Origin of the sequence: Sphingomonas sp. CL5.1 (assembly GCF_013344685.1) — a bacterium.
GTDB lineage: Bacteria > Pseudomonadota > Alphaproteobacteria > Sphingomonadales > Sphingomonadaceae > Sphingomonas.
This window is the reverse complement of record NZ_CP050137.1, coordinates 1,859,780-1,884,078: the sequence shown is the minus strand read 5'-3', so window position 1 is coordinate 1,884,078 and position 24,299 is coordinate 1,859,780. Positions and strand designations below refer to the sequence as shown.

Below are 24,299 nucleotides of genomic sequence, written 5' to 3'. Positions count from 1 at the left end.
GTCAGAACTTCACCGAGGCGCGCACGCCATAAGTGCGCGGCGCGGAGGTGCCGACCGCCAGGATGGTGGTGGTCGGGACGATCGTGGTGCTCAGGTAGATGCGGTTGTCCTCGATGTTGCGGACGAAGCCGGAGATCGACCAGCGATCGTTCAGCGGCGAGAAGGTGAGTTGCGCGTTCGTCGTCCAGGTCGGGCCGACCAGCTCCTGCGGCAGATATTCGAAGCCGACGTAACGGCTCGACTGGTGCTGCGTGTCGACGCCCGCGACCAGCTTGTAGTCGCCCAGCGGGATGGTCTGCTGCCCGGCCAGGTTGATCGTCCATTTCGGCGAGTTGAGCGCCGGGCGGCCCGAGCAATCGGTCGTCACCAGCGTGCCGCTGGTGGTGTTGGAGCAGCCGTTGAGCGGCGTCGTCCCGGTGGCGAGCTGCGGATAGGAGAAGGAGAGATAATGCGCGTCGAGATATTGCACATCGGCGCTGACCAGCGTGTTCCGCGTCACGAGCGCGTGCGCCTCGACCTCGACGCCCTTGATGCGCGACTTGCCGACATTCTGGGTGAAGTTGGCGGCGCGGCCCGACAGGTCGACGCCGACGTGCGAGATTTGCTGGTTGCTATATTCCCACCAATATCCCTCGATATTGAGCTGGAGGCGATCGCCCAGGAAACGGTTCTTCGACCCGATCGTATAGGCGGTGATGAACTCCGGCTTGTAGGTCTCGAACCCGGTCGCCGGGTTAAAGCCACCGGCGCGATAGCCGCTTTCCACCGTGGCATAGAGCAGCGAGCGAGGGCCAGCGTCGAACTCGATCCCGCCGTGATAGGTGACGCGGTCGTTGGTCAGGCGGCTGTTGTCGTTCCGCGTCGCGCCGCGCGCCAGCAACGCGCCGGGGGCGTAAGGGATGGTTCCGGCCGTGGTGGGATACGGGAAAGGATAATCGGTGTAGTAATCGACCGTCGGCAGCAACGGCACCGTCGGGCAGCCCGCCGCGACGCAGATAATCTGAAAGCTGGTGGTGGTGCCGACGAAGCTCTTGTTGTCCCTGGTATAGCGCAGGCCGCCGACCACGCGCAGGCGATCGGTCAGGTTGGCGGTCAGCCGCGCGAACGGCGCGAAGGATTCGGTCTTGTAATCGTTCGGCCCCGGGAAGGACGCCGCCGACTGCACGTTCACCGTGATCCGCGAGGCGATGTCCTCGTGGAAATAATAAGCGCCCAGCACATAATCGAAGATCCCGAGACGATTGCCCGTGAAGCGCGCCTCCAGGCTGAACTGCTCGTCCTTCTCGCGCGTGCGGTAATAGAAGATGCCGCCGCCGTCCGAACTGGAATCGAGCGCCCCATAACGCCACGCCGGGATGATCGTCAGCGTGCCGGCGCCGGTCCTCCAGTCGATCTGGGCGTTGGCGCCGTAGAAGCGGTCATCATGGTTCGGATAGGGGACGGTGGCGTTATAGTGCCGCGCGGCGGTGCCGGCGATCAGGCTGGTGCGATAGGCGGTCGCCTCCGGCGTGAAGCTGCCCGCGTCGAGCGACAGGCCCGACGGGATGAAGGTGTTGCCCGAGGTGGTCGACTTGTAGCTGCCCATCAGCGTCGGGGCGAAGGAGGTGCCGCCGACATGCTCGAAATCGGCCGCCACGCGCACCGTGAGGTCAGGCGTCAGCTCGGATTTCACCTGCACGCGCAGCGACGCGGTGTCGTTGTCATAGGTGCCGTCGCGCAGATAGCCGTCATGCCTGGCGATCGCGCCCGAAACGCGCAGCGCGCCGGTGTCGCCCATCGGCAGGTTCACCGCGCCCTCCAGCGTGCGCGTGTTGTAATTGCCGTAGCTGCCGGTGAAATAGCCGGACAGTTCGCCCGCCCTCGGCTGCGCCGGAATCACGTTGATCGCGCCGCCGGTCGCGTTGCGGCCATAGAGCGTGCCCTGCGGCCCCTTCAGCACCTCGACGCGGTCGAGATCGAAGAACAGGCCGTTGGTCGCGGTCGGGCGCGCGATATAGACGCCGTCATAGTTGAACGCGATCGCCGGGTCGCTGTTGGGCGTGGTGGTGACGTTGCCGACGCCGCGCATGAAGATCAGGTTGCCGGCGCTGGTCGGCTGGATGGTGAGGCCGGGGGCGAGCTCCGACAGGCGATACGGCTCGGTGATGCCGGCGTTGATGAGGTCCGATCCCCTGGCCACGTTCACCGCGACCGCCGCGCGCTGCATGCTTTCCTCGCGCCGCTGGGCGGTGACGATGATGTCGCCGAGCTGGCCCGCCGCCTGTGCGTCCGGGGCGCCGGCCGTGCTGGCGGACGCGGCGCCGTCGGCCGATTGGGCGGCGGCCTGTCCGCCGAGGAACATCAGGGCAGAAGCGGAGCACAGCAGGATATGACGCATCGGAACCTCCCCAACTCGGACGAATCTCGTCCACTTTGTTATGTCGGGGCCAATAGCTCTAAAAAAACTTTTTTTACAATAAAATTTTTATACAGGCGGAATTTCCCTGCTCCGCCTCCATCGCACGGCGCGGCTGGCGCACACTTGAAAGCAACGGCGGCGCGGTCGCGGACGTTCAGCAGGCAGCCAGATTCGCGTCGTCGTTTTTCGCGGCATCGACGATCAATACCGCCGTCTTCTCGAAATGCGCCCGCGCCTGGCGCACCAGCGCGTCGGCATCGCGATCGAGCGCCGCATCCACCAGTCCCTGATGCTCGGCATCGACATCGCGCGCGCGATCTGCTTTCCACGCCAGCACGCGATACCGCTCAAGTTGCTGGTAAAGCTGTGAATTCAGCATCAACAGCCGCGGACTGGACGCGCCGTTCACCAATGCGCGGTGGAATGATTCATGCTGGGCGAGCCAGTCGAGGTTGGGCGCATCGTCGATCACGCGCGGCGTGCGGCGCAGGCGATGCGCGGTGGCGAGGACGGACGCCTCCCATGCCGCATCGCCTTCCGCCACCGATCGGCGCAGCGCGATCTCCTCGATGTCGCAACGCAGCCGGGTCAGGTCGAGCAGGTCCGCGATCGAGAGCGGCGCGACGGTGAAGCCGCGCTGGTCGCGCGAAATGACGAAGCCTTCCGGCACCAGCCGCGACAATGCCTCGCGCACCGCGCCGGGGCTGACCGAGAGCTGGGCCGCAAGATCGTTGATCTTGAGCTTCTCCCCGCCCCCGATCCGGCCGGTCAGGATGCCGGACTTGATCTCCGAATAAGCGGCGCTGGTCTGGCTGCGTGGAGCAGCCGGGTCGGCGCGCTCATTATCTATCAACCTCAGCATAGAAATATATATTGCTCCAAAAAAATGTTAGTGGCAAGATTTATACACTAGCCGGCGGAGGGAAGCGCGGCGCGACGGATGGAGGGATGCCAGATGAAATTGCTGCGATTCGATGACGGCGGGCGCCCCACGCTCGGCGTGTGCCGGGACGGGGGCGTGATCAGCCTCGCTCCGCTGGCCGGCGAATATCCCACGATGCTGTCGCTGATCGCGGGCGGGGACGCGGCGCTGGCGAAAGTCCGGGCATTCGCCGAGACGGCGCCCGTCCATGCCTGCCTTTCCGATGTCCATCTGCTGGCCCCCGTCGAACGGCCCGGTAAATTCCTTGCGATCGGCATGAACTACCGCAAGCACATCGAAGAGGCAAAGCGGTTGGGCGTCGCGATCCCGGATCACCAATTCTGGTTCAACAAGCAGACCAGTTGCATCGTCGGCCCGCATGACGACACCGATCCCGGCGTGACCGGGCAACTCGACTATGAGGTCGAGCTGTGCGTGGTCATCGGCAAGCCCGCAAAGCGCGTGACGCGCGAGAATGCGCGCGATCACGTCTTCGGCTATATGGTCTGCAACGACGTTTCCGCCCGCGACTGGCAGAAGCATTCGCCGACCTTCACGGTGGGCAAGTCGTTCGACACGCACGGGCCGATCGGGCCGTGGATCACCACCGCCGACGAGGTGCCCGATCCGCATGCGCTGCGGCTCCGCTCCTTCGTCAACGGCGAGTCGCGGCAGGACGGGAACACCAGCGAGCTGGTGTACGATGTGTGGGACCAGATCGCCTATCTTTCCACCGCCTTCACGCTCGACGCGGGCGACCTGATCGCCACCGGCACGCCGGACGGCGTCGGCATCGCGATGACCCCGCCGCAATTCCTCAAGCCCGGCGACGTGGTGCGCTGCGAGATCGAGGGGCTGGGCGCGATCGAGAACAGAGTGATCGCGCCCACCGGGCGCTGACGGACACGCAGGAGAGGCGAAAAGCGATGATCGACACCGATGTTGTCGTGGTGGGTGCCGGCCCGGTCGGGCTGGCCGCCGCGATCGAGCTGGGCATGCGCGGCATCCGCGTGCTGCTAGCGGAACGGAACGAGCGCGTCGGGGCGGCGCCCCGCGCCAAGACCACCAACGTCCGCACCCGCACGCACCTCAGGCGCTGGGGGATCGCGGACCGGCTCGCGGCGGAGGCGCCGTTCGGCGTCGATTACCCGAACAACATGGTGTTCGTGACCCGGCTGGGGCCGGAGGGGCGCGAACTGGCGCGCTTCGCCGATGCCTTCAACGCGTCGCCCAAGCGCGACCCGCGCTATCCCGAGCACGGCCAGTGGGTGCCGCAATACCGGCTGGAAAAGGTGCTGCTCGACAAGGTGCGCGAACTGCCGAGCGTCGAGGTGCGCCTCAACACCGAATTCGTCACCGCCGAACAGGACGCGGACGGCGTCACCGCCACGCTGCGCGCGCCCGATGGCGAGGAATTACAGGTCCGCGCATCCTACCTGATCGGCGCGGACGGCGCGCGCAGCGCGATCCGCGAACTGATCGGCGCGAAGATGGAGGGGCGGCACGGCCTTTCCCATCATTACAACATCATCTTCCGCGCGCCGGGCATGGCCGGGGCGCATGATTTCGGCCCCGCCGCGATCTATTGGCAGATCGGCAAGGACGGATTCAGCGCGCTCGGGCCGATGGACAAGGGCGACCTGTGGTTCTTCGGGCCGGGCGGCGCCAAGCCCGGCCAGTCGCTGCCGCCCGAAGAGGCCGCCGCGCTGATCCGCGAGCGCACCGGCATCGACCTCGATTTCGAGGTGGTCAGCGCCGATACCTGGTCCGCGCACGACCTGCTGGCCGATCATTATGCCGACCGGCGCATCATCCTCGCGGGCGATGCCTGCCACCTTCACCCGCCGGCGGGCGGATACGGCATGAACATGGGCGTCGGCGACGGCATCGATCTCGGCTGGAAGATCGCCGCGACGTTGCAGGGCTGGGGCGGCCCCGCGCTGATCGACAGCTATGAGGTGGAGCGGCGTCCGGTCCATCGCAAGGTGATCGACGAGGCGATGGCCAATTACGCCATCTATGTCGCGCCCCCGCCCCCCGGCATCGAGGAAGCGACGGCGGAGGGCGAGGCGATCCGCGCCAAGGTCGGCGCGGGCGTGCAGGCCGGCAAGGCGCGCGAGTTCTACACGCTCGGCACCGTGCTGGGCCTCTGCTACGAATCCCCGCTGATCGCGCGGGAGGGCGGCCCTGTCCCCGAGCACGACAGCCAGTTCTATGCGCCATCGGCGCGGCCGGGGTGCCTCGCGCCCCACGCCTGGCTCGCGGACGGGCGCTCGCTCTACGACCTGTTCGGGCAGGGTTTCTCGCTGGTCGCGGCGGCCGATGCCGATGCGGCCGAGATCGACAAGGCGGTGGCCGAGGCGAAGGCGCTGGGCGTGCCGCTGGCCGTGGTGCGCCCGGACGGCGTGGACATCGCGGCGCTATACGAGGCGAAGCTCGCGCTGGTCCGTCCCGACCAGCATGTCGCATGGCGCGGCGATCGCTGGGCCGGCGGCGCATTGTCGCGGGCGACCGGGCATCTCGAGGCCGCCGTGGCGGCGTGACCGCTCACCTGCCCCTCGACGACATCCGCCGGCGGCTCGACGCCGCGCCGATGAGCGGCACGCAAATCCTGGCGGTCGCCACGACCATCCTGCTGTCGGCCGTCGACGGGTTCGACGTGCTGTCCGTCACCTTCGCCGCGCCCGCGATCACGCATGACTGGGGGATCGACAAGGCGGCGCTGGGCGTCGTGCTGTCGGCCGGGCTGGCGGGCATGGCAGCGGGGTCGTTCTTCCTCGCGCCGCTCGCCGACTGGCTCGGGCGGCGCGGGCTGGTGATCGCCAGCCTGATCCTGATGGCGATCGGCTCGTGCGGCTCGGCGGCGGCGGGGTCGATCGGCGTGCTGACCGCATGGCGCGTCGTCACCGGGCTGGGCATCGGCGCGTGCATCTCGGTCATCAACCCGCTGGCGGCGGAGTTCGCCAATGCGCGGCGGCGGCCCTTCGCGGTGGCGCTGATGTCGCTCGGCTATCCGGCGGGCGGGCTGGTCGGCGGTCTGGTCGCGGCCGCGCTGATGCCGGTCCACGGCTGGCGCGCGGTGTTCGTCGCCGGGGCGGTGGCGACCATCGCGCTGATGCCGGTCGTGCTGCTGTTCCTGCCAGAATCGCCGGGGTTCCTCGCGGCGCGCGGGGGAACGCATCATCTGGCGCGGCTCGATCGCCTGCTCGCGCGGTTCGGTCATCACGACATCGCCGCGCAACCGTCGGGCCGCCCGCGCGAGATCGGCTATCGGCTGGTGTTCGCGCCCGACCGGATCGGCACCACGCTGCGCCTCTCGGTTGCCAACCTGCTAGTGGCGAGCGTCAGCTACTACCTGCTGAGCTGGCTGCCGCAGCTTGTCGCCGACACCGGGCAGGATGCCGCGACCGCCAGCCTGATCTCCGCGACGATGAGCCTGATCGGCATCGTCGGCGGGCTGCTGGTCGGCGGCCTCGCCAATCGCTTCGGCCAGTCGCGCGTCACCGCCGTGGCCGTCATCGGGCTGGGCCTGTCGATCGCCGCGTTCGGCGCCGCTTCGCTCTCCACCATGTCGCTGTTCGTGCTGGCGGGGCTGTGCGGCTTCTGCCTGTTCGGCAGCGCGGCCGGTTTCTACGGCGTGCTGGCGCGCGGCTTCGGCGATGCCGAGCGCGCCTCCGGCAGCGGCTTCGTGATCGGCGTCGGCCGGGTGTCGAGCGCGGTGTCGCCGCTGCTCGCCGGCTATCTGTTCGCCGCCGGGTTCGGCCGGACCGGGGTTTCCGGCGGTTTCGCCGCGGCGGCGCTGGTGGCCGCCGCGCTCCTCTTCATCCACGCGCGCAAGGGAAGTGTGCGATGACCTATCTCCGCAATTGCTGGTACATGGCGGGCTGGAGCGACGACCTGCCCGCGACGGGCGGTCTCGCCCGCACGCTGCTCGACGACCCGGTCTATCTCTATCGCGACGAGGCGGGCGTGGCCCATGCCCTGTTCGACCGCTGCCCGCATCGCTTCGCCCCGCTCAGCAAGGGCCGGGTCGAGGATGGGGCGGCGGTGTGCGCCTATCACGGGCTGGCCTTCAACGGCGAGGGCCGCTGCGTGCGCAACCCGCATGGGCCGGTGACGCGCGCGCTCGACGTGCGCGCCTATCCGGTGGCGGAGGCGTATCGCGCGCTGTGGGTTTGGCCGGGCGACCCGGCGCTGGCCGATCCCGCGTTGATCCGCAATCTCGATTTCCTCTCGAACGCGCCCGACACCGCTTTCAACAAGGGATATATCCGCGGCACCGGCCATTATCAGCTCTTCGTCGACAATATCCTCGACCTGTCGCACACCGATTTCCTCCACCCCGATACGCTGGGCGGCGGATCGATCACCCGCACCTCCGGCGAGGTGGAGGAGCGCCCCGACGGCATCATCGCGATGAGTTGGCGCCCGACGAACGAGGTGCCGATCCCGCTCGCGCTCGGCCGCCTGCCGGCGGGAGTCGACCGGGTCGATAGCTGGACCGAGGTGGAGTGGAGCGCGCCGGGCGTCATCAAGCTCGTCGCCGGCGCGGTGCCGGCGGGCACGCCGCGCGAACTGGGCGGCAATTCGATCAACGTCCATATCTTCACGCCCGAGACGGCGACGACCAGCCATTATTTCTTCGCCTCGACACGCGATTTCCGGCTGGATGACGCCGAATTGAACGAGGAAACCCGCCGGACTCGCCAGCACATCTTCGAGACCGAGGACGAGCCGATGATCGCCGCGCAGCAGGAGCGGATCGGCGACGCCGATTTCTGGTCCCTGCGCCCTGCCCTGCTCAAGATCGACAAGGGCGCGGTGCTGGTGAGGCGGCGGATGGACGCCCTGATCGCCGCCGAGGCCAAGGCGGCTTGATAAAAAGATATTTCTAATTAAAATATCACATCAGCAAATATAACTATAACGCCTGTCGCGATCTGCGCAGTGGGCGCTCATTGGGGAGGGATCAATGACGGTTCTGGACACCTTGCCTGCTATCCGCGACGCCAGCAGGCGCGCCGGGCGCTTCACGACGCTCGCGGCGATCGCGCTCGCCGGCACCTCGGTCTATGCGCATGCGCAGACCGCGCCAGCAAATCCGGCGCCGGCCGACGCCGCATCCGCCGATGCCGCTCCGTCCGACACCGACATCATCGTCACCGCGCAAAAGCGCGCGGAAAACGTGCAGAGCGTGCCGATCTCGATCCAGGCGTTCGGCGCGGCCACCTTGCGCGATACCGGCGTGTCGCAGGTGCAGGATCTCACCAAGATCGTCCCCACCTTCAAGTTCGGCTCCGGCCCCGGCACGGTCGCCGCGCGCAACGGCATCCGCGGCCTCGGCTCATTCGGCAACAGCGCGATCGAGCCTAGCGTCGCCACCTATCTCGACGGCGTATATGTGCCCCGCGCCGGCTCGCTCAACTCGACGCTGATCGACGTGCAGAGCCTTGAGGTGCTGTCGGGGCCGCAGGGCACCCTGTTCGGCCGCAACGCCTCGGTCGGCGCGATCAGCATCACCTCCGCGCTTCCCACCAACCAGCTCGAGGGCAACGCCGCGTTCGAGGTCGGCAGCGGCCAGCGTTATCGCGGCGAGGTGGTCGCCAACCTGCCGTTCAGCGATACGTTCGCGATCCGCTTCGCCGGGCTGGGCGAGAAGTTCGGCGGCTATTGGCACCAGTCCAGGACCGGCCAGCGGTTCGGCGGCACCGACACGATCAGCCTGCGCCTCACCGCGCGCTGGGATATCACGCCGCACCTCAACTGGGTCGTGCGCGGCGACTATGCGAGCCAGACCGGGGACGGCTGGTACAATATCTCGATCATCCCCTCTTCGGTCACGCCAACGGTGCTGGCCGGGCTGACGCGCGTGCTGGGCGGGCGGCTGCCGACGATCGGGATCGATTCCAATTCGTCGGCGCAGGACGTGTCGACCGCCGGGCTCGACGATTATCACTGGGGCGTGTCGAGCACGCTCAGCTACAACACCGATTCCGATTTCACCTTCAAGCTGATCAACAGCTATCGCCACTGGCGGGCGAGCGAGCAGGACGGCGAAGTCACCTTCCTTCCGGTGCCTTTGGTCTATCGGCACTTCATCTACGACAGCAAGAGCCAGAACCACGAGTTTCAGATCATCTCGCCAAGGAACCTGCTCGATGGCCACCTGAACTTCGTCGCCGGACTTTATTACTTCCAGGAGGATTTCAATCTCGACCTGGATTACAATCTGCGCTCGGAATTCTGCACGACCGCCGTGGCGAACTTCGCGCCCCCGCTAATCGGGCCGTGTCAGGCCGGGCAGGCGCAGTCCGCCTTCTACAACCGTTTCCCGCAGCTCACGAAAAGCTATGCCGCTTATGCGCAGGCGACGATCGGATTATTGCCGGGCGTCGATCTGACGCTGGGCGGGCGCTACACGCATGAGAACAAGAGCGCGAGCTATCTGGGCGTGCGCGTCAACCCGGCGGCGGTGTTCGGCGTCAACGAGGATTCGTCGTTCAAATATTCGGACGGGCGCTTCACCGGCCGCGCCAACCTGACGTGGAAGCCGGCCGACGACATCATGCTGTTCGCGACCTATTCGACCGGGTTCAAGGCGGGCGGCTTCAATTCCGGCGCGGCCAATGCAGTGCTGGATCAGTTGCGCATCTTCCAGCCGGAGACGGTCAAGAATTACGAAGTCGGCGCCAAGACGCAGTTCCTCGATCGCCGGCTGACGGCGAACGTCACGCTCTATCGCATGGACGTGGACGGGTTCCAGGAGCGCGCGCTGACCAGCGTGGCGTCGATCGTCCGCAATGTCGGCTCGATCCGCAGCCAGGGCGTCGAGGCGCAATTCTCCGCCGCGCCGGCCGACTGGCTGCGGCTCAACGCGGCGATCGCCTATAACGACGCGAAGTTCACCGATTATCGCAACGCGCCGCCGCTGCCGTGGGCCACCGGCAGCCAGGACCTGACCGGCGCGCGCCCGACCTACGCGCCCGAATGGTCGACCAGCGAGGGGATCGAGTTCCGCAAGGAGTTCACCTCGGGCTATCGCGCCACGCTGCGCGGCGACCTCACCACGGTCAGCCGCCAGAATATCAACGCGGTCAACGACTATAGCCCGATCACTTTCCAGAACGGCTATGCCCTGCTGTCGGCGCGGCTGACGATCTTCGCGCCCGACGACCGCTATTCGCTGGCGCTGTTCGGCCAGAACCTGACCGACAAGCATTATTGCGTGAACGAAGGCTATCTGCCGTTCGGCCCGCAATTGAGCGCGCTCGACGTGGCCGGCAAGTCGGAAGCCGTGACCTGCTTCCACGGCAACCCGCGCACGATCGGCGCGCGGTTCGGGGTTAAGTTCTGATCCGCTCCCGTCACCCCGGACCTGCGCCGGGGTGACGGGAGGCTGCCCTACCCCAGATACCCCTCCCCCGCCGCTACGGAAGCCTTCAGCGCATCCAGGTCGCGGCGCGAATGATAGGCGCCCGCCCGCACCACGCCGGCGATCGCGTGGAGGTTCTCCACCCGCGCCAGCGGATCGGCGTCGAGCACCACCAGATCGGCGTCATAGCCCGGCGCGACCTGCCCGACCACGTCGCGTCGGTCGAGATAGTCGGCGGCGTTCACCGTCGCCATCCGGAGGATCGCCAGCGGCGTGATCCCGGCATCAGCCAGCTCGCGGAACTCCTGCCTCAGCGTCAGGCCGGGGCCGAGATAGGAGCCGCCGTCGGTGCCGACGATCATCCGTACCCCCGCATCATGCAGCAATTTCGTCAACGCGAGTTGGCGCGGATAGACGTCGCGATAGGTTTGCCGTACCTCCGCCGTCCGCGCCTTCCACACGCCCGTCACCTCGCGCCAGCGCCGCACGCTCTTGCGCGGCAGATAGTGCAGCATTTCGTCCTGCTCGTAATCGGGCGCGTCGGCGAAGGTCTGGGTGCGCAGCCGCACCAATGTCGGGCATTGCCAGCTCCCGTCCCCGGCGAAATGCCCGGCCATTTCCTCGGCGCGGGTGCTGCTGAAGCTTTCGCTCGCGCGGCGCAGGCGATCGACGTCCGCCTCGTTCGAGAACGCCGACGGATTGACCAGCATCCGCTCGAACTTCTTCATGACGATCCGTTCCATGAACGGAATCCTGAATGGCGGCAGCTTGACGATGTCGCGGCGATAGCTTTCCGGGCGCAATTCCTCTTCGTCGCGCGAGCAGCGCACCCAGACCGTGCTGCCCGGCCCGAGATGCTCGATCGAGCGGAAGCCCGCCGCCGTCGCCTCGACCGGATCGGTGCCCTCCTGCAGATGGCCCAGCACCGGGATGCCGATGCGCCGCCCCTCCTCCACCGCCGCGAAGAAGGAATCCGGGTTGGCGAAACCCATCTTCACGAAATCCGCGCCCTGCCCCTTCTGCCGTCGCACCTCCTCCCGCGCCGTGTCGGGCGTGGCGGCGTTGAACGGGGTGAGGATCGCGCCGGGGGTTTGCAGCAATTGCGGCGCCGCCGCGCCGATCGGCAGCGTCCCCGCCCGCCGCTTCGCGAGCAGGGCGGGGGAGCCGGACATCTGGCGGAATCCCGTCACGCCCTCCGCCAGCATCAGCGCGAGGCTGCCGGAGGGATCGGCCAGCTCGAGGACATGGCTGTGCATGTCGTTATAGCCGGGCACGACATATTTGCCGCGCGCATCGATCCGCTGCGAGCCACCGGCCGGGCGCTCCTCCCCATCCGGCACGACCGCGGTGATCCGGCCGGCGCGGATCACCACCGTCATGCCAGGAGATTTCCGCCCGTCGCGCGGATCGACCACGGTGACGCCGGTCAGGTGCAGCTCCGCCGGAGCCGTCGCCGTCGCGCTCGTCACGCCTGCCCGCCGCGACCGCGCCGACCGGAACAGCGACAGAGGCGAAAAGGACAGGGCCGATTGCGCATGGGCATAGGCGCAGCAGGGACACGGCGCCGCGTGGGTGGTGAGGGACAGCATGCTCGTCGATCTCCGGTTGGCTGCGCGAACTATCCCTGGCCGAGGCGGAACGGCAAAGCGGTGAAGCCGTAGAGGCCGCGATTGGCCCCGATCTCCGGCTCGCCGGCCTCCAGCGTCACGTCCGCCTCGACCAGCGCCTCCAGCAGCACCTCCATCTCGATCCGCGCGAGGTGCATCCCGGCGCACATATGCGGCCCCGTTCCCCAGGCGAGATGATCGCGGGCGTCGCGCGTCACGTCGAAGCGGTCGGGGTCGTCATAATGCCGCTCGTCGCGATTGGCGCAGCCGTAGAGCAGCATCACCCGCGCGCCCCGCGGCACCGTCGCGCCGTCCACCGCGTAATCCTCCACCGCCACGCGCGAGAACCAGCGCAGCACCGAATCGCGGCGCACCCCCTCCAGCACGACGCCGGGGATCAGTTCCGGCCGCGCGCGCAGCAGCGCCCATTGGTCGGGGTTGCGCGCCAGATTGGCGAGCAGATGGCCCTTGGCAAGGATCGTCGTGTCGAGGCTGGGGATGACATAGGCGCTGATCGCCGCCATCGCTTCCTGCATCGACAGCCGCCCGCTGCGCGCGGCGGCGAACAATTCGCCCGCCCAGCTACCGTCGCGCACCTTGTCCTTGCCGAGACCCGCCATGAAGCCGAACGCCTCGCGCAGCGACTGGACGTCGGACGGCTCCTGATCGGGGCCGATCACGTTGAACGCGGCCGCCGCCCATTCCAGCATCCGCTCGCGCCCCACGGCGGGCAGGCCGACGAAATGCGACACCGCTTCGACCGGCAGGAAGCGCGCCAGCCCCGCCATCGCGTCGAACCAGCCCTGCCCCGCCAGCGAGCGCACGCGCTCGACGATCATCGCCTTCAGATCGGGCCGCACCTCGCGCAGCCGCGCGGGCGACAGCGGGCGGGTGACGGTCGAGCGCAGGCGGCGGTGGAGGTCGCCGTCCGACTGTATGACGTTCATCCCCTTGGGCGCGTTGAACGCGTCGCTGAACCCGACGCCCTCGCCGTTGATGAGCGCGTCCGACGCGCGCAGCGCCGCCTGCACGTCGGCGAACCGGCCGATCGCATAGACATCGGGACGGGTCAGCCGGACCAGCGGCCCGGCGTCGCGCAACACGCGGTAATCAGCGAACGGATCGCGCAGGCTGGCGTCGCAAAACAGGTCGAGATCCAGCACGGGGATCGCGGCGCGAACGGCTGCGTCAGCCACGGCATCCGCTCCCGCGACGCGACGCGCGCGGCGCCCCTATCGCTCCGACGCCGTCCGGGCAGCCGATCCTCGCCATCCTTCCTCTCCCGTGCCGAGATTGTGAAAAAAGTCTGGCATCCTCGATTTACGAGTGCAATAAATATATTTATTATCCGTAGATATTTTCGGGAAGGGGATGTTCGTGAGGAAGGTTATCATCACCTGCGCGGTGACCGGAGGCATTCATACCCCCTCGATGTCGCCCTATCTGCCGGTCACGCCGGAGCAGATCGCCGATGCCGCCGTCGGCGCGGCGGAGGCAGGCGCGGCGGTCGTCCACCTCCACGCCCGCAACCCCGCCGATGGCCGCCCGGACCAGACGCCGGAAGCGTTCGAGCCGTTCCTGCGCTCGATCAGGCAGCGCTCCAACGTGGTGTGCAACATCACCACGGGGGGTGCCGCTGGCATGACGGTGGAGGAGCGCATCCGCCCGGCCGCGAGGTGGCGGCCGGAAGTCGCCAGCCTCAACATGGGGTCGATGAATTTCGGACTGTTCCCAATGCTCAAGCGTTTCAGGACGTTCCAGCACGATTGGGAACCGGCGATGCTCGCCAGCACGGAGGATTTCATCTTCCGCAACACGTTCAAGGACATCCGCACCATCCTCGAGACGATGAGCGAGTCGGGCACGCGCTACGAGTTCGAATGCTACGACACCGCGCATCTCCACAACCTCCATTATTTTTACCGCGAAGGACTGGTGAAGGGCCCCTTGTTCATCCAGACCGTGTTCGGCCTGCTGGGCGGCATCGGCACGCATCCCGACGAGGTCATGCACATGAAGCGCACCGCCGACCGGCTGTTCGGCGACGATTACCGCTGGTCGGTGCTGGGCGCGGGGCGCGCGCAGATGCCGGTGGCGGCGATGGCGGCCGCGATGGGCGGCAACGTCCGCGTCGGGCTGGAGGATTCGCTGTGGATCGGCGCGGGCCAGCTTGCCGAAACCAACGCCGGGCAGGTGACTCAGGTGCGCAAGATCATCGAAGGGCTGGGGCTGGAAATCGCCACCCCCGACGAGGCGCGCGAGATTCTGGCGCTCAAGGGCGGCGATCAGGTCGCTTTCTGATCGCGACATTCCAGGGATTAGAGGGAACATGCACGAGGACAAGTTGCTGCTGGTGGGCAGCGTGCCGTTCGAATCCGCGCAGGAGGTGATGCTGACCGCCGCCGGACAGCTCGGCGACCATCTCGACTGCATTCCCGACGGCGAGGTCCTCGACCGGCGCTATTGGGTGCTGCGGATGGCGTTCCAGGTTTTCAACGGCCATGCCGCGCTGGAGACGGTGCATCGCCCCGATGCACCGCTCGGCAGCGAGAGGCTGATCCCCGCCAGCCGCGAGGACGTGTGGCGCTTCCGCGTCAAGCCGGGCATCGAGCGGCTGTCGTTCGACATGCCCGGCTGGCGGCTGGGCTATGCCAAGGACGCGCAGAATTCCTATGCCATCTTCTCGGCGCTGAAGCGCGAAGGCAAGCTGCGACCCGAGGCGCGTTTCCAGGTATCGCTGCCCGCGACCAACAGCGTGTGCAACCCGGCGATCTTCGGCACCGACGAGCGCGAGCTGGGCATCGTCCGCGCCGGCTTCCAGGAATCCCTGGTCGCCGAGGCCCGCAAGATCTGCGAGATCGTGCCGGCGGAGGAACTGGCGGTGCAGTTCGACTGCTCGTTCGAGGTCACGGACGTGCATGGCGCGACCGGCCTGCCGATCGACGGCTCGATCGAGCGCAACACCGCGCAATTCGCCGAGCTGACCGCCGCCGTCGCGCCGGGCGCGCGACTGGGCTTCCACCTCTGCTTCGGCACGTTCGGGGGCTGGCCGCGCTTCGCGCCGGACACACTGGGCCGCACCGTCGAGCTGGCCAATGCGATCGCCGCCGCCTCGGCCCGCCCGATCGACTGGATGCACATCCCCGCGCTCGATACCGTCGATGAGGCATTCTATGCTCCGTTGGCGAACCTCGCGCTCGGCGACGCGCGGGTCTATCTCGGGCTGGTCCATTCGATGGAGAGCTTCGCGGAGCGATATCGGCTGGCGCGCCGTTTCCTGCCCGATTTCGGGCTAGGCGCCTATTGCGGGCTGGGCCGGCTGGAACCCGAGCAGGTCTCGGGCCGCCTTGCCGACCATATCGACGCGCTGGCCATCGCGGATCGGATTCGTGACGTGAAACCGCGCGCCTGAACGCAAGGGAGAGACATGATGGTTGAAACGGTGATTGCAAAGGCGGCCGACGTCGAGTCGGTGCGCTTCTCCGCCCCCGATCTCGCCCGGATGCGCGGGTTCCTGGAGGATTTCGGCCTGCGGGCCGCGGAGGATTTCGGCGACGGCGTGCTGCGCATGCGCGGTGTGGGCGATGCGCCGTTCCTGCACGAGACGGTCGAGGGAGAGCCGGGCTTCGTCAGCCTCGCCATTCGCATGCGCCGCATGGATGATCTCAAGGCGCTCGCCGGGGCGGAAGGCGCCGCAGTGGAAGCGGCGACCGGCGGCGGCTGGCGCGTGATGCTGACCGATCCCGACGGCTTCCGGGTGGAAGCGGTGGCGGAGCGGCCGCGCGTGGCGTCGCTTGCCCCGCCGCCCAACAATGCCTGGAACATCGCCGCCCGCCGCGAGCGCCCCGGCGAGGCGAAGCGCATCGCCGTCCGCCCCGCGCATGTCGTCCGGCTGGGCCATGTCGTCCTCGGCGTTTCGGACATGGCGCGGACCTGGGCGTGGTGGCGGAGCCGCTTCGGCCTGCTCGTGTCGGATGAGGTGCGCGCGCCGAACGACGACGTCGCCGCCTTGTTCATCCGCTGCGATCGCGGCGACGAGCCGGTCGATCATCACACGCTGAACTTCGCCTCGCTGCCCGGCGTGCCGCCGAAGTTCCACCACGCCGCCTTCGAGGTGTCCGACCTCGACGATCTGATGGCTGGCGGGCGCTATCTGGAGGAAAAGGGCCATCGCCACGACTGGGGCGTCGGCCGCCATGTGCTTGGCAGCCAGGTGTTCGATTACTGGCGCGATCCCTGGGGGCACCGCGTCGAGCATTGGACCGACGGCGACCTGTTCGACGCCCGCGTCCCCACCAATGTCACCGATATCCCGACGATGATGGGCCACCAATGGGGGCCGGCCGCACCACCCGACTTCGCCGTATGAGGCCGATACAAGCCTTCCCGCCCGCTCGGGATTGGCGGGCGGGAAAGTCCCGCACCCGAAACCGGCCCTGGAACTTGAAGCCAGCCTGCCCGCCGATGATACGCAGCGCCGGGATGGGTCATCGGCGCCACACCGGCGGCGGCGACAGATGTGATTTCGGTCGAGTAGCGCTCGTCGAGAGCGTTGTTTCGCGAACAAGGTCAGGCGCTTTTGCTCATCTCGATGCTGGCCATCGAGGCCGGCGACCCGACTTTTCGCTCAGGTCCCATGACTATCGACAAGGATTACCTGGCCCGGACCGGGGAACGCACCGGCGATCGCATCGACGCCGAGGCGATGTCAAATTGCGGATTGCCCGCTATAATCGGCGCAGGGTGACGACAGATCACCTCGAATTGGGGAGAGTGATGGCCGTCGAGCAGCATGTCGACAATCGCGTCGGATCGGTTGCCGTCGCCGAGGCCGGCGCGCTGGCGGTCATTCGCGGTGTTCACGATTACGCCGAGCACACGCTGCGCGCGAGCAGCGAGGGGCTGGGCTGGCAGCATCTGTTCATGCTCGATTTCCACGAGCCGCCATTCTCGGCGGCGTTTCCGGGCGCGAAGGATCATCTGCTCCTGTTCCTGCGGCGCGGCAGCGTCAGGGTAACCACCACCGTAGCGGGCGCGCGGCGCGAGACGACCTTCTACGCCGGCCAGCTCAATCTGGTGCCCGCGCGGGCGGAGGTGGCCGTCACGACCGGCGACGAAGTCGATTGCCTTCATCTTTACGTGAGCGCCGGGATCGTCGCGGAAGTCGCCGGCGAGTTGCGCGGCACCGCCGATGTGGAGCTGGTGCCCCGGCTCGGCCTGCAGGACCAGTTGCTCGGCGGTCTCGTGCAGGCCTGCGCGACCGAGATGCACGTGCCCACCAAACGCTCCTCGGCCTATGTCGAGCATCTTTCCTGGGCATTGGCGGCGCAGCTCGTCCAGACCTGTTCGGACCGCGTGCCCGCGCCTCACGCCGCTTTCGACGGACACATTCCGCTGAACAAATTGCGCGCGGTGGAGGAGTTCGTGCTGACACATCTGGAAAATGACATCGGCGTCGCGGACATGGCGCGGGTGGCGGGTTATGGCCCGGTGCGGTTCGGCCGCCTGTTTCGCAAGGCCGTCGGCGTCCCGCCCTATCGCTACATCCAGGAGCGCCGCGTCGAGGCGGTGCGCAACGCGCTATATTCCCCCGCCCGGCTGGCCGACATCGCGACCGCGACGGGCTTCTGCAACCAGGAGCATATGACGCGCGTGTTCCGCGAGTTTCACGGCATCACCCCCGGCCGCTATCGCCGGATCAACACGGGCAGGGATATCGACTAGCGGGCGATTGCCCGGCGCACGCCGCAGGTCAGCGCGAAGGCAAGCTGGTCGAGTTGCAAGGCGGCGCCGAGCTTGTGGAAATCGATGCAATGCCCGGCATCGGCGACCAGTCGGGCGTCATGCCACGGCGCCGCGACACAAGCGTCGCCGAAGCGTTCGACCTCGTCGGCGCTGACTTGCCACAGGGCATCGGCATCGGCCTGCCGATAGTGGACCGGAACGGCGACCGCAGCGAGCAGCGCGGAAACATTGTCCGGCCAGACCGTGACGATGTCGAGCAGCTCCTGAAGCGGCGCCGGCGCGTCGGCGACATGGCTGCGCTCGGGGGCGCCGGCGTCATAGGTGCCGGACACGCCGAACATCTTGCCGTCCTTGACCGCCGAAGGAAGCTCGATGAACGGTATCCTGGGCAGCGACTGCCACATTTCGAGATCGCCCGGCATGTTCTTCAATCCGACACCGGAAACGGCGATGCCGAGCAGCCAGTCCGGCTTGCGCGCGGCGATGCCGACGGCGATCGCGCCGCCGATCGAATGACCGATCAGCACGACGCCGGGGCGGCCGGGATGCCGGGCGTATAACACGCCGATCGCCGCATCGAGGATCGCGGCATTGGCCGCATGCGCATGTTCTCCGGGCGCGAGAACCTCGCTCTCGCCGTAACCCGGTCGGTCGAACGCCAGCACCGGGATGCCGAGCCGCTCGGCGCGATCGAGCAGGGAAAAGCCCGGCACGTCGAAATAGGCCGAATTGTATCCGCCGCCGTGGAGCGCGACGACCAGCGGCACGCCCTCGGCCGCCTGCCCGACCCGATTGGCGCGCATCGAAAAACGCCGGCCATCCAGAGTGATCGTGTTCGCCGCGCTGGTCATCCCGCTCTCCCGATTTCAAGCGGCATCCTAAAGAACGGAGGCGCGGCGATCCTGCATATTTGGTCGCCGCGTCGGTATGAATCGCCCCTCTCCGCCCCGACGCAATCGTGCAGAGCCGGCGTCCGGATCGTGCAGGAAGTGCGGCAGCGCGCCGGTTAGCTTTCAAGCTGGGAGAGGCCAAATGACGTATCTGCGCAACTGCTGGTATATGGCTGCGTGGAGCGGCGAGGTCACCGCCGCGCCATTCGCCCGGCATATCCTCGACGAGCCGATCCTGATGTTCCGCAAGCAGGACGGCGACGCCGTCGCGCTCACCGATCGCTGCCCGCACCGCTTCGCGCCGCTCCATCTCGGCAAGCTCGATGGCGACCGTATCCAATGCCCGTATCATGGGCTGAAATTCAATGCGGAGGGGCGCTGCGTGTTCAACCCGCAAGGCGCCGGCGCGACGCCCGCCGCCGCCAGCCTGCGCCGCTATCCGCTGCTCGAACGATATGGCGGACTATGGATCTGGATGGGCGATCCCACGCGCGCCGATCCGGCATTACTCCCCGATTATCCCTTTCTCGAGCCGGGCGATCGCTATGCGCGCGAGCAGGGCTATATGCATACCAAGGCCTATTACGAGCTGTTGTCCGACAACATCCTCGATCTGGGCCATGTCGATTTCCTGCATCAGGGGAGCCTGGGCTGCGAAGCGACCGCGCGCGCCAAACCCAGGACGCGGCAGGAAGGCAACCGCATCTATTGCGACCGCTGGATGCCCGATGCGCGGCAGGGACCGCTGCTCAACATGCTGTTCGAGCGCGACGAGCCGGTCGATGCCTGGATCGACGTGGTGTGGGACCCGCCGGGGCTGATGCTGCTGCATTTTGGCATGACCGATGTCGGCAGCGCGCGAGAGGGCGCGCGCGAGACGCTCAACGTTCATTTCATGACCCCGGAAAGCGAACGGTCGACGCATTATTTCTGGGCGGGCTGCCGCAGCTTCCGCCGCGACGAGCCGGGACTGGGCGATACGCTGCGCGCCGGCGTCGAGGCCGCCTTCAGCCTTGAAGACAAGCCGATGATCGAGGCGCAGCAGGCGATGATGGGAGACGCCGATTTCTGGAGCCTGAAGCCCGTGCTGCTGCAGGGCGACGCGGCCGCGGTGCTGGCGCGCCGCACGCTCGCGAAACTGATCGAAGCGGAACAGGAAGCGGCATCACCCGCTGCCGCGACCGCACAATAAGCCCGAAAAACAACGGGCAAGGGAGGATGTGACATGAAGGCAATCGAGACGCCGCACGCAGGGCTGACGATCGGTTCGGTCCTGGCATATGCCGCCGCGCTGGTGCTGGCGCCGTCGGCGCACGCGCAAGACATCGCCCCCTCTCAGGAAACGGCCGTGCCCTCGACCGGTCTCGAGGACATCGTGGTCACCGCGCAGCGGCGTTCGCAGAATCTCCAGGACGTGCCGGTCGCGGTCACGGCCCTGCCCTCCACCGCGCTCGCCAACGCCAATATCACCAGCGTCACCGACCTGCGGATCGCGGTGCCCTCGCTCAATATCGTTAACAACAACGGCATCATGAGCACCAGCCTGCGCGGGGTCGGCAGCACCGGGGTCAACCCCGGATTCGAGAATCCGGTCGCGGTCTATCTCGACGGCGTCTATCTCGCCTCGACGGTGGCGAACTTCCTCAACCTGAGCGACGTCTCGCAGGTCGAGGTGCTCAAGGGACCGCAGGGCACATTGTTCGGCCGCAACGCGACGGCGGGGCTGATCCAGATCACCACCCGGCTGCCGAGCGAGCAACTCGGGGTAGAAGCGAAGGCGAGCTACGGCAACTACGGCACGATGGAGGGCAACCTCTATCTGACCGGCGGGCTGGGCCATGGCGTCGCGGCGAGCCTTTCCGCCTACGGCCTGCACATGGATGACGGCTTCGGGCGCAATCTCACCACCGGCGCCGACACCTACAAGATCTCCAAGGACATTCTGGTCCGGGGCAAGCTGCTGATCGACGCGGGGCCGGATACGACATTGCTACTTACCGCCGATTATTCGACGGTGAAGCGCAATGATCTCGCAGGCATCGCGCTGCCCGGCACGCTCAACGTCAACGACCTCGCCGCCGGGCCGCAGCCGAATATCGGCTACGACCAGATCGCCGATTCACCGACCTTCAAGCGCGGCTGGTCGGCGGGCGGCAGCCTGAAGATCGACCAGCGGATAGGCAAGCTGACGCTCGCCAGCATCACCGCCTATCGCCAGTCGAGCTACACCACGGCGTTCGACTATGACGCGCTGCCCCTGCATCTGGCGGACATCCGCTATACCCAGCCCGAGCGCCAGTTCACCCAGGAATTGCAACTCCAGCCGGCCAGAGCGGGCAAGTTCACCTGGGTCGCGGGATTGTTCTACATCAACGCCCGCACCGCCTATGACCCGTTCAACTTCAACCTCTACGCGGCCGGGCAGTTGCTGACCGTCACCAACCGTCAGGACACCGAGTCGATCGCCGGCTATGCGCAAGGAACCTATGAGATCGCCACCGGCACCAACCTGACGCTCGGCGCCCGCTACACCACCGAGCGGCGCAAGGTGTTCGACGGACTGACCGTCGTCGATATCCCCGCGCTCGGCATAACCCTGCCGGTGCCGGCGGCGGACGACCATGTCCGCTTCGGCAAGTTCACCTTCAGGGCGGCGCTCGATCACCGCTTCAGCAGCGACGTGCTGGGTTATGTATCGTTCAACCGCGGCTTCAAGAGCGGCGGCTACAACACCGGTTCCCCCGGCACGCCGGCCTATCGGCCCGAAACGATCGACGCCTATGAGGTCGGGATCAAGACCGACCTGCTCGGGCATGCGCTGCGGATCAACATCGCCGGCTTCTATGACAATTATCGCGATATCCAGAGCCAGAGCCTGACGATGGGGATCATCTCGATCGTCAACGCCGCCCGCGCGCGCATCTATGGCGCCGATGTCGATCTGGAAGCCAAGCTGTCGCCCGAATTCCGCCTGTCCGGCGGGCTGGGCTGGACCAACGCAGAATACACATCCTATCCGCTCGCGCCGATCAGCAATCCCCTGGGCGGCGCGCCCTCGACGATGGGACCCGTCACTGGGAACACCCTGCCGCTGGCGGCGAAGCTGACGCTCAACGGCGCGGCGACCTATGCGACCGACATCGGCAGCGGCAAGATTTTGGCAAGCGCCAACGTGGTCTATAACAGCGGCTATTTCCTTGAATCCGACAATGTCATCAAGCAACCCGCGTTCGCGCAGATCGGCGGGACGCTGACCTGGACGAGCAGCGACGATCATTTCTCGCTGGGAGTATTCGGCAAGAACCTGACCGACAAGAAGATCCTGTCGTTCTCGACCTCGCTGCCCGAGGGCGTGCATGGTTTTCTCTACGGCGCCCCTCGCACATATGGCGTGACGGCGGGGTTCAAATTCTGAGTTGAAGATTCGATCTCCGGCCGAAACAATCCGGTTTCGGCCAGCCTGCTCGATGAATATGCGCGGACGCGATAGCGCGCTCGACGCCTGGAAGGCCGAGGTTCTCTCGCTCTGGCGGCATGTGCGCCGTTGCTTGATCAAACCGTCAGTCCCGATTCGGCTTCACGCGGGCGGTCCCGCTCACCGTTCAGCGCGGATCGCCTCCGGCCGGCGACGCGAGCAATCCCGGCCAGATCGTCTCCCAGTCGTCCATGAGCCAGTCGCCCGGCCGTTCGGAAGACACGATCGCGTCTTGCGCGCGCGCGAAGGCGTGCTTGGCGCCGGCATGCGAAAGATCGAGGTCGTAAGCGGGGATATCCGTCCGGTTGGTGATCGAGTAGAATACACGGACGAGCGGCTGAGCGGGGATTGCGGTCTGCTCCTTGACCACCGCCAGCACGCCGGACTTGAGCCGAACGAGGGTGCCCACCGGATATATGCCGATGCTGCGGATGAACGCGCCGAGCACCTCCGGATCGAAATGCCCGTTCCAGGTCTGCATCCGGACCAGAGCCTCGAACGGCGTCCACGGCGCCTTGTACGGCCGCTCGGAGGTCACGGCGTCATAGACGTCGCACACCGCGCCCATTCGCGCGAGCAGGCTGATCTCGTCCCCGGCGAGACGGTGCGGATAGCCGGTGCCGTCGATCTTCTCGTGATGATGGAGGCAGACATCCGCCGCGGCGGCAGGCACCCCCACGCTCCGGGTGAGGAGCGCATGCCCCCGCACGGGATGCGTCTGCACGAGCCTGAGTTCCTTGTCGGTCAACGCGCCGGGTTTCTGCAGCAGTTCATTGGGGACCGCCATCTTGCCGACGTCGTGGAGCAGGCCGGCGAGCGCCGCCTCGCGCGTCTGGTCGGCCGTCAGGCCAAGCTCGCCGGCGAGGTTCACCATAAGCGTCGAAACGGCGATCGAGTGCATGTAGGTATATTCGTCCTTCGACTTAAGCCGGACGATGCTGCTCATCGCGCACCGGTTGCGCGCGACCGAGGCGGCGATCTCGTCCGCGAGCGGCTGGAGGTGCGTCGCGTCGATCGCCTTGCCCAGACGCACCTCGTCGAACAGCCGGGTGACGGTGCGCCGGGCATACGACACGATTTCGCGCGCGCGATCGAATTCCTCGGCGAGACCAACGGGCGCGCGGCCGGCGGCGCCCGCGCTGAATCGGGGAATATCGACCTCGACACGGGCGATCCCGACCGGGGAACGTGGAGCGCCCCCGCGCGTGTCGCGCCGGACCGCCGGTGTCGGTGTCGGTGTCGGTGTCGGCGGTGATGGCAATGGCGATGGCATCTCCGGCGTCGCCGCCGGAGCGGTTCGGGTCGGTTCGAGGACGTCGAGTCCCTTGCCGGTATCGATGATGACGGCGCGGATGGCGCTTTCCCGGAGCGCTTCCAGATCGACGTCCCTGGTGAGCAGGAAACGGCGCTTCCAGAAGGGATAGTCTAGCCAGTTGCCGTCTATGCCGCTGATATACATGCCGAGACGAAGCTGGCGCGTCGCGATGCGCTTTCGCGAGGGCGGCGCGGCGATCATCGGCACGCCTTGCCCAAGCGGGTGGTGAATGCCTCCAGCTCCGTCGCGACCCGCCTGATCTCCTGCGCGATCACGCCGATTTCGGGGGCGGAGGCGCCGGAGCGCGAAGCGGCGATCGCCGCGTTGAGGCTGAGCATCTGGGCGCTGCGCGCCAGCGAACCGAGACCATCCGCGATCGCGGCCAGCTCGCCCGAGGGACCCGGCGACGGCCGGCCGCTGCCGTCGCCGATCTGGCGCTCGCCTGTCGCGGCTGCCGGAAAGTCATCGGTATTTTCCATGGTTCCTTCTCTTGTGATGATCGGACGAATGCGGGGAGGCAAAAATCAGGAGAAAATGGTGTAGATGGCGGAGCAGGTTAAAATGCAATCAAAGTG

At 67.0% G+C, this 24,299-nt stretch carries 19 protein-coding genes; 12 read left to right on the top strand and 7 right to left on the bottom strand.

The genetic code is table 11. The features are described from left to right. Nucleotide 1: 1 nt before the first annotated feature. Both F9288_RS09175 and F9288_RS09170 read right to left on the bottom strand, forming a co-directional pair. Entirely contained in the window at nt 2–2,377 is a 2,376-nt protein-coding gene (locus tag F9288_RS09175; RefSeq protein ID WP_174836335.1) for a TonB-dependent receptor, read from the bottom strand. 175 nt (nt 2,378–2,552) lie between these two features. Continuing rightward, a complete protein-coding gene (locus tag F9288_RS09170) occupies nt 2,553–3,260 on the bottom strand; it encodes a GntR family transcriptional regulator (protein WP_174836334.1) in 708 nt (235 codons plus the stop codon). A gap of 93 nt (nt 3,261–3,353) precedes the next feature. Between F9288_RS09170 and F9288_RS09165 the strand changes: the two genes are divergently transcribed. The 5 genes from F9288_RS09165 (at nt 3,354) to F9288_RS09145 (ending at nt 10,674) form a co-directional block, all read left to right on the top strand. Next, on the top strand, nt 3,354–4,220 hold the full coding sequence (locus tag F9288_RS09165) for a fumarylacetoacetate hydrolase family protein (protein ID WP_174836333.1): 867 nt from the start codon (nt 3,354–3,356) through the stop codon (nt 4,218–4,220). 26 nt (nt 4,221–4,246) lie between these two features. Further along, entirely contained in the window at nt 4,247–5,863 is a 1,617-nt protein-coding gene (locus F9288_RS09160; RefSeq protein WP_174836332.1) for an FAD-dependent oxidoreductase, read from the top strand. Beyond that, nucleotides 5,860–7,173 carry an MFS transporter gene (locus F9288_RS09155; protein WP_174836331.1) on the top strand — a complete coding sequence of 438 codons (1,314 nt, stop codon included), beginning with the start codon at nt 5,860–5,862 and terminating at the stop codon, nt 7,171–7,173. Before F9288_RS09160 ends, F9288_RS09155 begins: the two co-directional genes overlap by 4 nt. Beyond that, a complete protein-coding gene (locus F9288_RS09150; protein WP_174836330.1) occupies nt 7,170–8,198 on the top strand; it encodes an aromatic ring-hydroxylating dioxygenase subunit alpha in 1,029 nt (342 codons plus the stop codon). The genes F9288_RS09155 and F9288_RS09150 overlap by 4 nt, the downstream gene beginning before the upstream one ends. Before the next feature lie 94 nt (nt 8,199–8,292). Beyond that, nucleotides 8,293–10,674, top strand: a complete 2,382-nt coding sequence (locus F9288_RS09145) for a TonB-dependent receptor (protein ID WP_174836329.1) — start codon at nt 8,293–8,295, stop codon at nt 10,672–10,674. A gap of 47 nt (nt 10,675–10,721) precedes the next feature. Here the strand turns inward: F9288_RS09145 and F9288_RS09140 are convergent, their stop codons facing one another. Then, nucleotides 10,722–12,281, bottom strand: coding sequence for an amidohydrolase family protein (locus tag F9288_RS09140; protein WP_174836328.1), 1,560 nt, complete (start codon nt 12,279–12,281; stop codon nt 10,722–10,724). 29 nt (nt 12,282–12,310) lie between these two features. Next, on the bottom strand, nt 12,311–13,495 hold the full coding sequence (locus tag F9288_RS09135) for a cytochrome P450 (protein WP_174836327.1): 1,185 nt from the start codon (nt 13,493–13,495) through the stop codon (nt 12,311–12,313). 175 nt (nt 13,496–13,670) lie between these two features. On the opposite strand from F9288_RS09135, the gene F9288_RS09130 reads away from it, so the two are divergent. The 5 genes from F9288_RS09130 (at nt 13,671) to F9288_RS09110 (ending at nt 18,023) form a co-directional block, all read left to right on the top strand. Continuing rightward, a complete protein-coding gene (locus tag F9288_RS09130; RefSeq protein WP_174836326.1) occupies nt 13,671–14,600 on the top strand; it encodes a 3-keto-5-aminohexanoate cleavage protein in 930 nt (309 codons plus the stop codon). Between the two features lie 28 nt (nt 14,601–14,628). Next, nucleotides 14,629–15,711: a hypothetical protein gene (locus F9288_RS09125; RefSeq protein WP_174836325.1), complete on the top strand. Its 1,083-nt coding sequence runs from the start codon at nt 14,629–14,631 to the stop codon at nt 15,709–15,711. A 15-nt stretch (nt 15,712–15,726) separates the two neighbouring features. Next, entirely contained in the window at nt 15,727–16,668 is a 942-nt protein-coding gene (locus F9288_RS09120; protein WP_174836324.1) for a VOC family protein, read from the top strand. A 183-nt stretch (nt 16,669–16,851) separates the two neighbouring features. After that, nucleotides 16,852–17,046 carry a hypothetical protein gene (locus F9288_RS09115; RefSeq protein WP_174836323.1) on the top strand — a complete coding sequence of 65 codons (195 nt, stop codon included), beginning with the start codon at nt 16,852–16,854 and terminating at the stop codon, nt 17,044–17,046. A gap of 29 nt (nt 17,047–17,075) precedes the next feature. Then, the gene (locus F9288_RS09110; protein ID WP_174836322.1) at nt 17,076–18,023 is read left to right on the top strand and encodes a helix-turn-helix domain-containing protein; all 948 of its coding nucleotides are present in this window, start codon (nt 17,076–17,078) and stop codon (nt 18,021–18,023) included. On the opposite strand, the gene F9288_RS09105 is transcribed toward F9288_RS09110, so the two are convergent. Then, the gene (locus F9288_RS09105; RefSeq protein ID WP_174836321.1) at nt 18,020–18,895 is read right to left on the bottom strand and encodes an alpha/beta fold hydrolase; all 876 of its coding nucleotides are present in this window, start codon (nt 18,893–18,895) and stop codon (nt 18,020–18,022) included. The genes F9288_RS09110 and F9288_RS09105 overlap by 4 nt on opposite strands. 181 nt (nt 18,896–19,076) lie before the next feature. Here F9288_RS09105 and F9288_RS09100 point away from each other — a divergent pair, with 181 nt between their 5' ends. Then, complete coding sequence (locus tag F9288_RS09100) at nt 19,077–20,126, top strand: aromatic ring-hydroxylating dioxygenase subunit alpha (protein ID WP_174836320.1); 1,050 nt, start codon at nt 19,077–19,079, stop codon at nt 20,124–20,126. A gap of 33 nt (nt 20,127–20,159) precedes the next feature. Continuing rightward, a complete protein-coding gene (locus F9288_RS09095) occupies nt 20,160–22,349 on the top strand; it encodes a TonB-dependent receptor (protein WP_174836319.1) in 2,190 nt (729 codons plus the stop codon). Between the two features lie 187 nt (nt 22,350–22,536). Here the strand turns inward: F9288_RS09095 and F9288_RS09090 are convergent, their stop codons facing one another. Then, nucleotides 22,537–23,925, bottom strand: a complete 1,389-nt coding sequence (locus F9288_RS09090) for an HD-GYP domain-containing protein (RefSeq protein ID WP_174836318.1) — start codon at nt 23,923–23,925, stop codon at nt 22,537–22,539. After that, nucleotides 23,922–24,203 (bottom strand): hypothetical protein, encoded by a 282-nt coding sequence (locus F9288_RS09085; protein WP_174836317.1) that lies wholly within the window; start codon nt 24,201–24,203, stop codon nt 23,922–23,924. The genes F9288_RS09090 and F9288_RS09085 overlap by 4 nt, the downstream gene beginning before the upstream one ends. Nucleotides 24,204–24,299 lie beyond the last annotated feature (96 nt).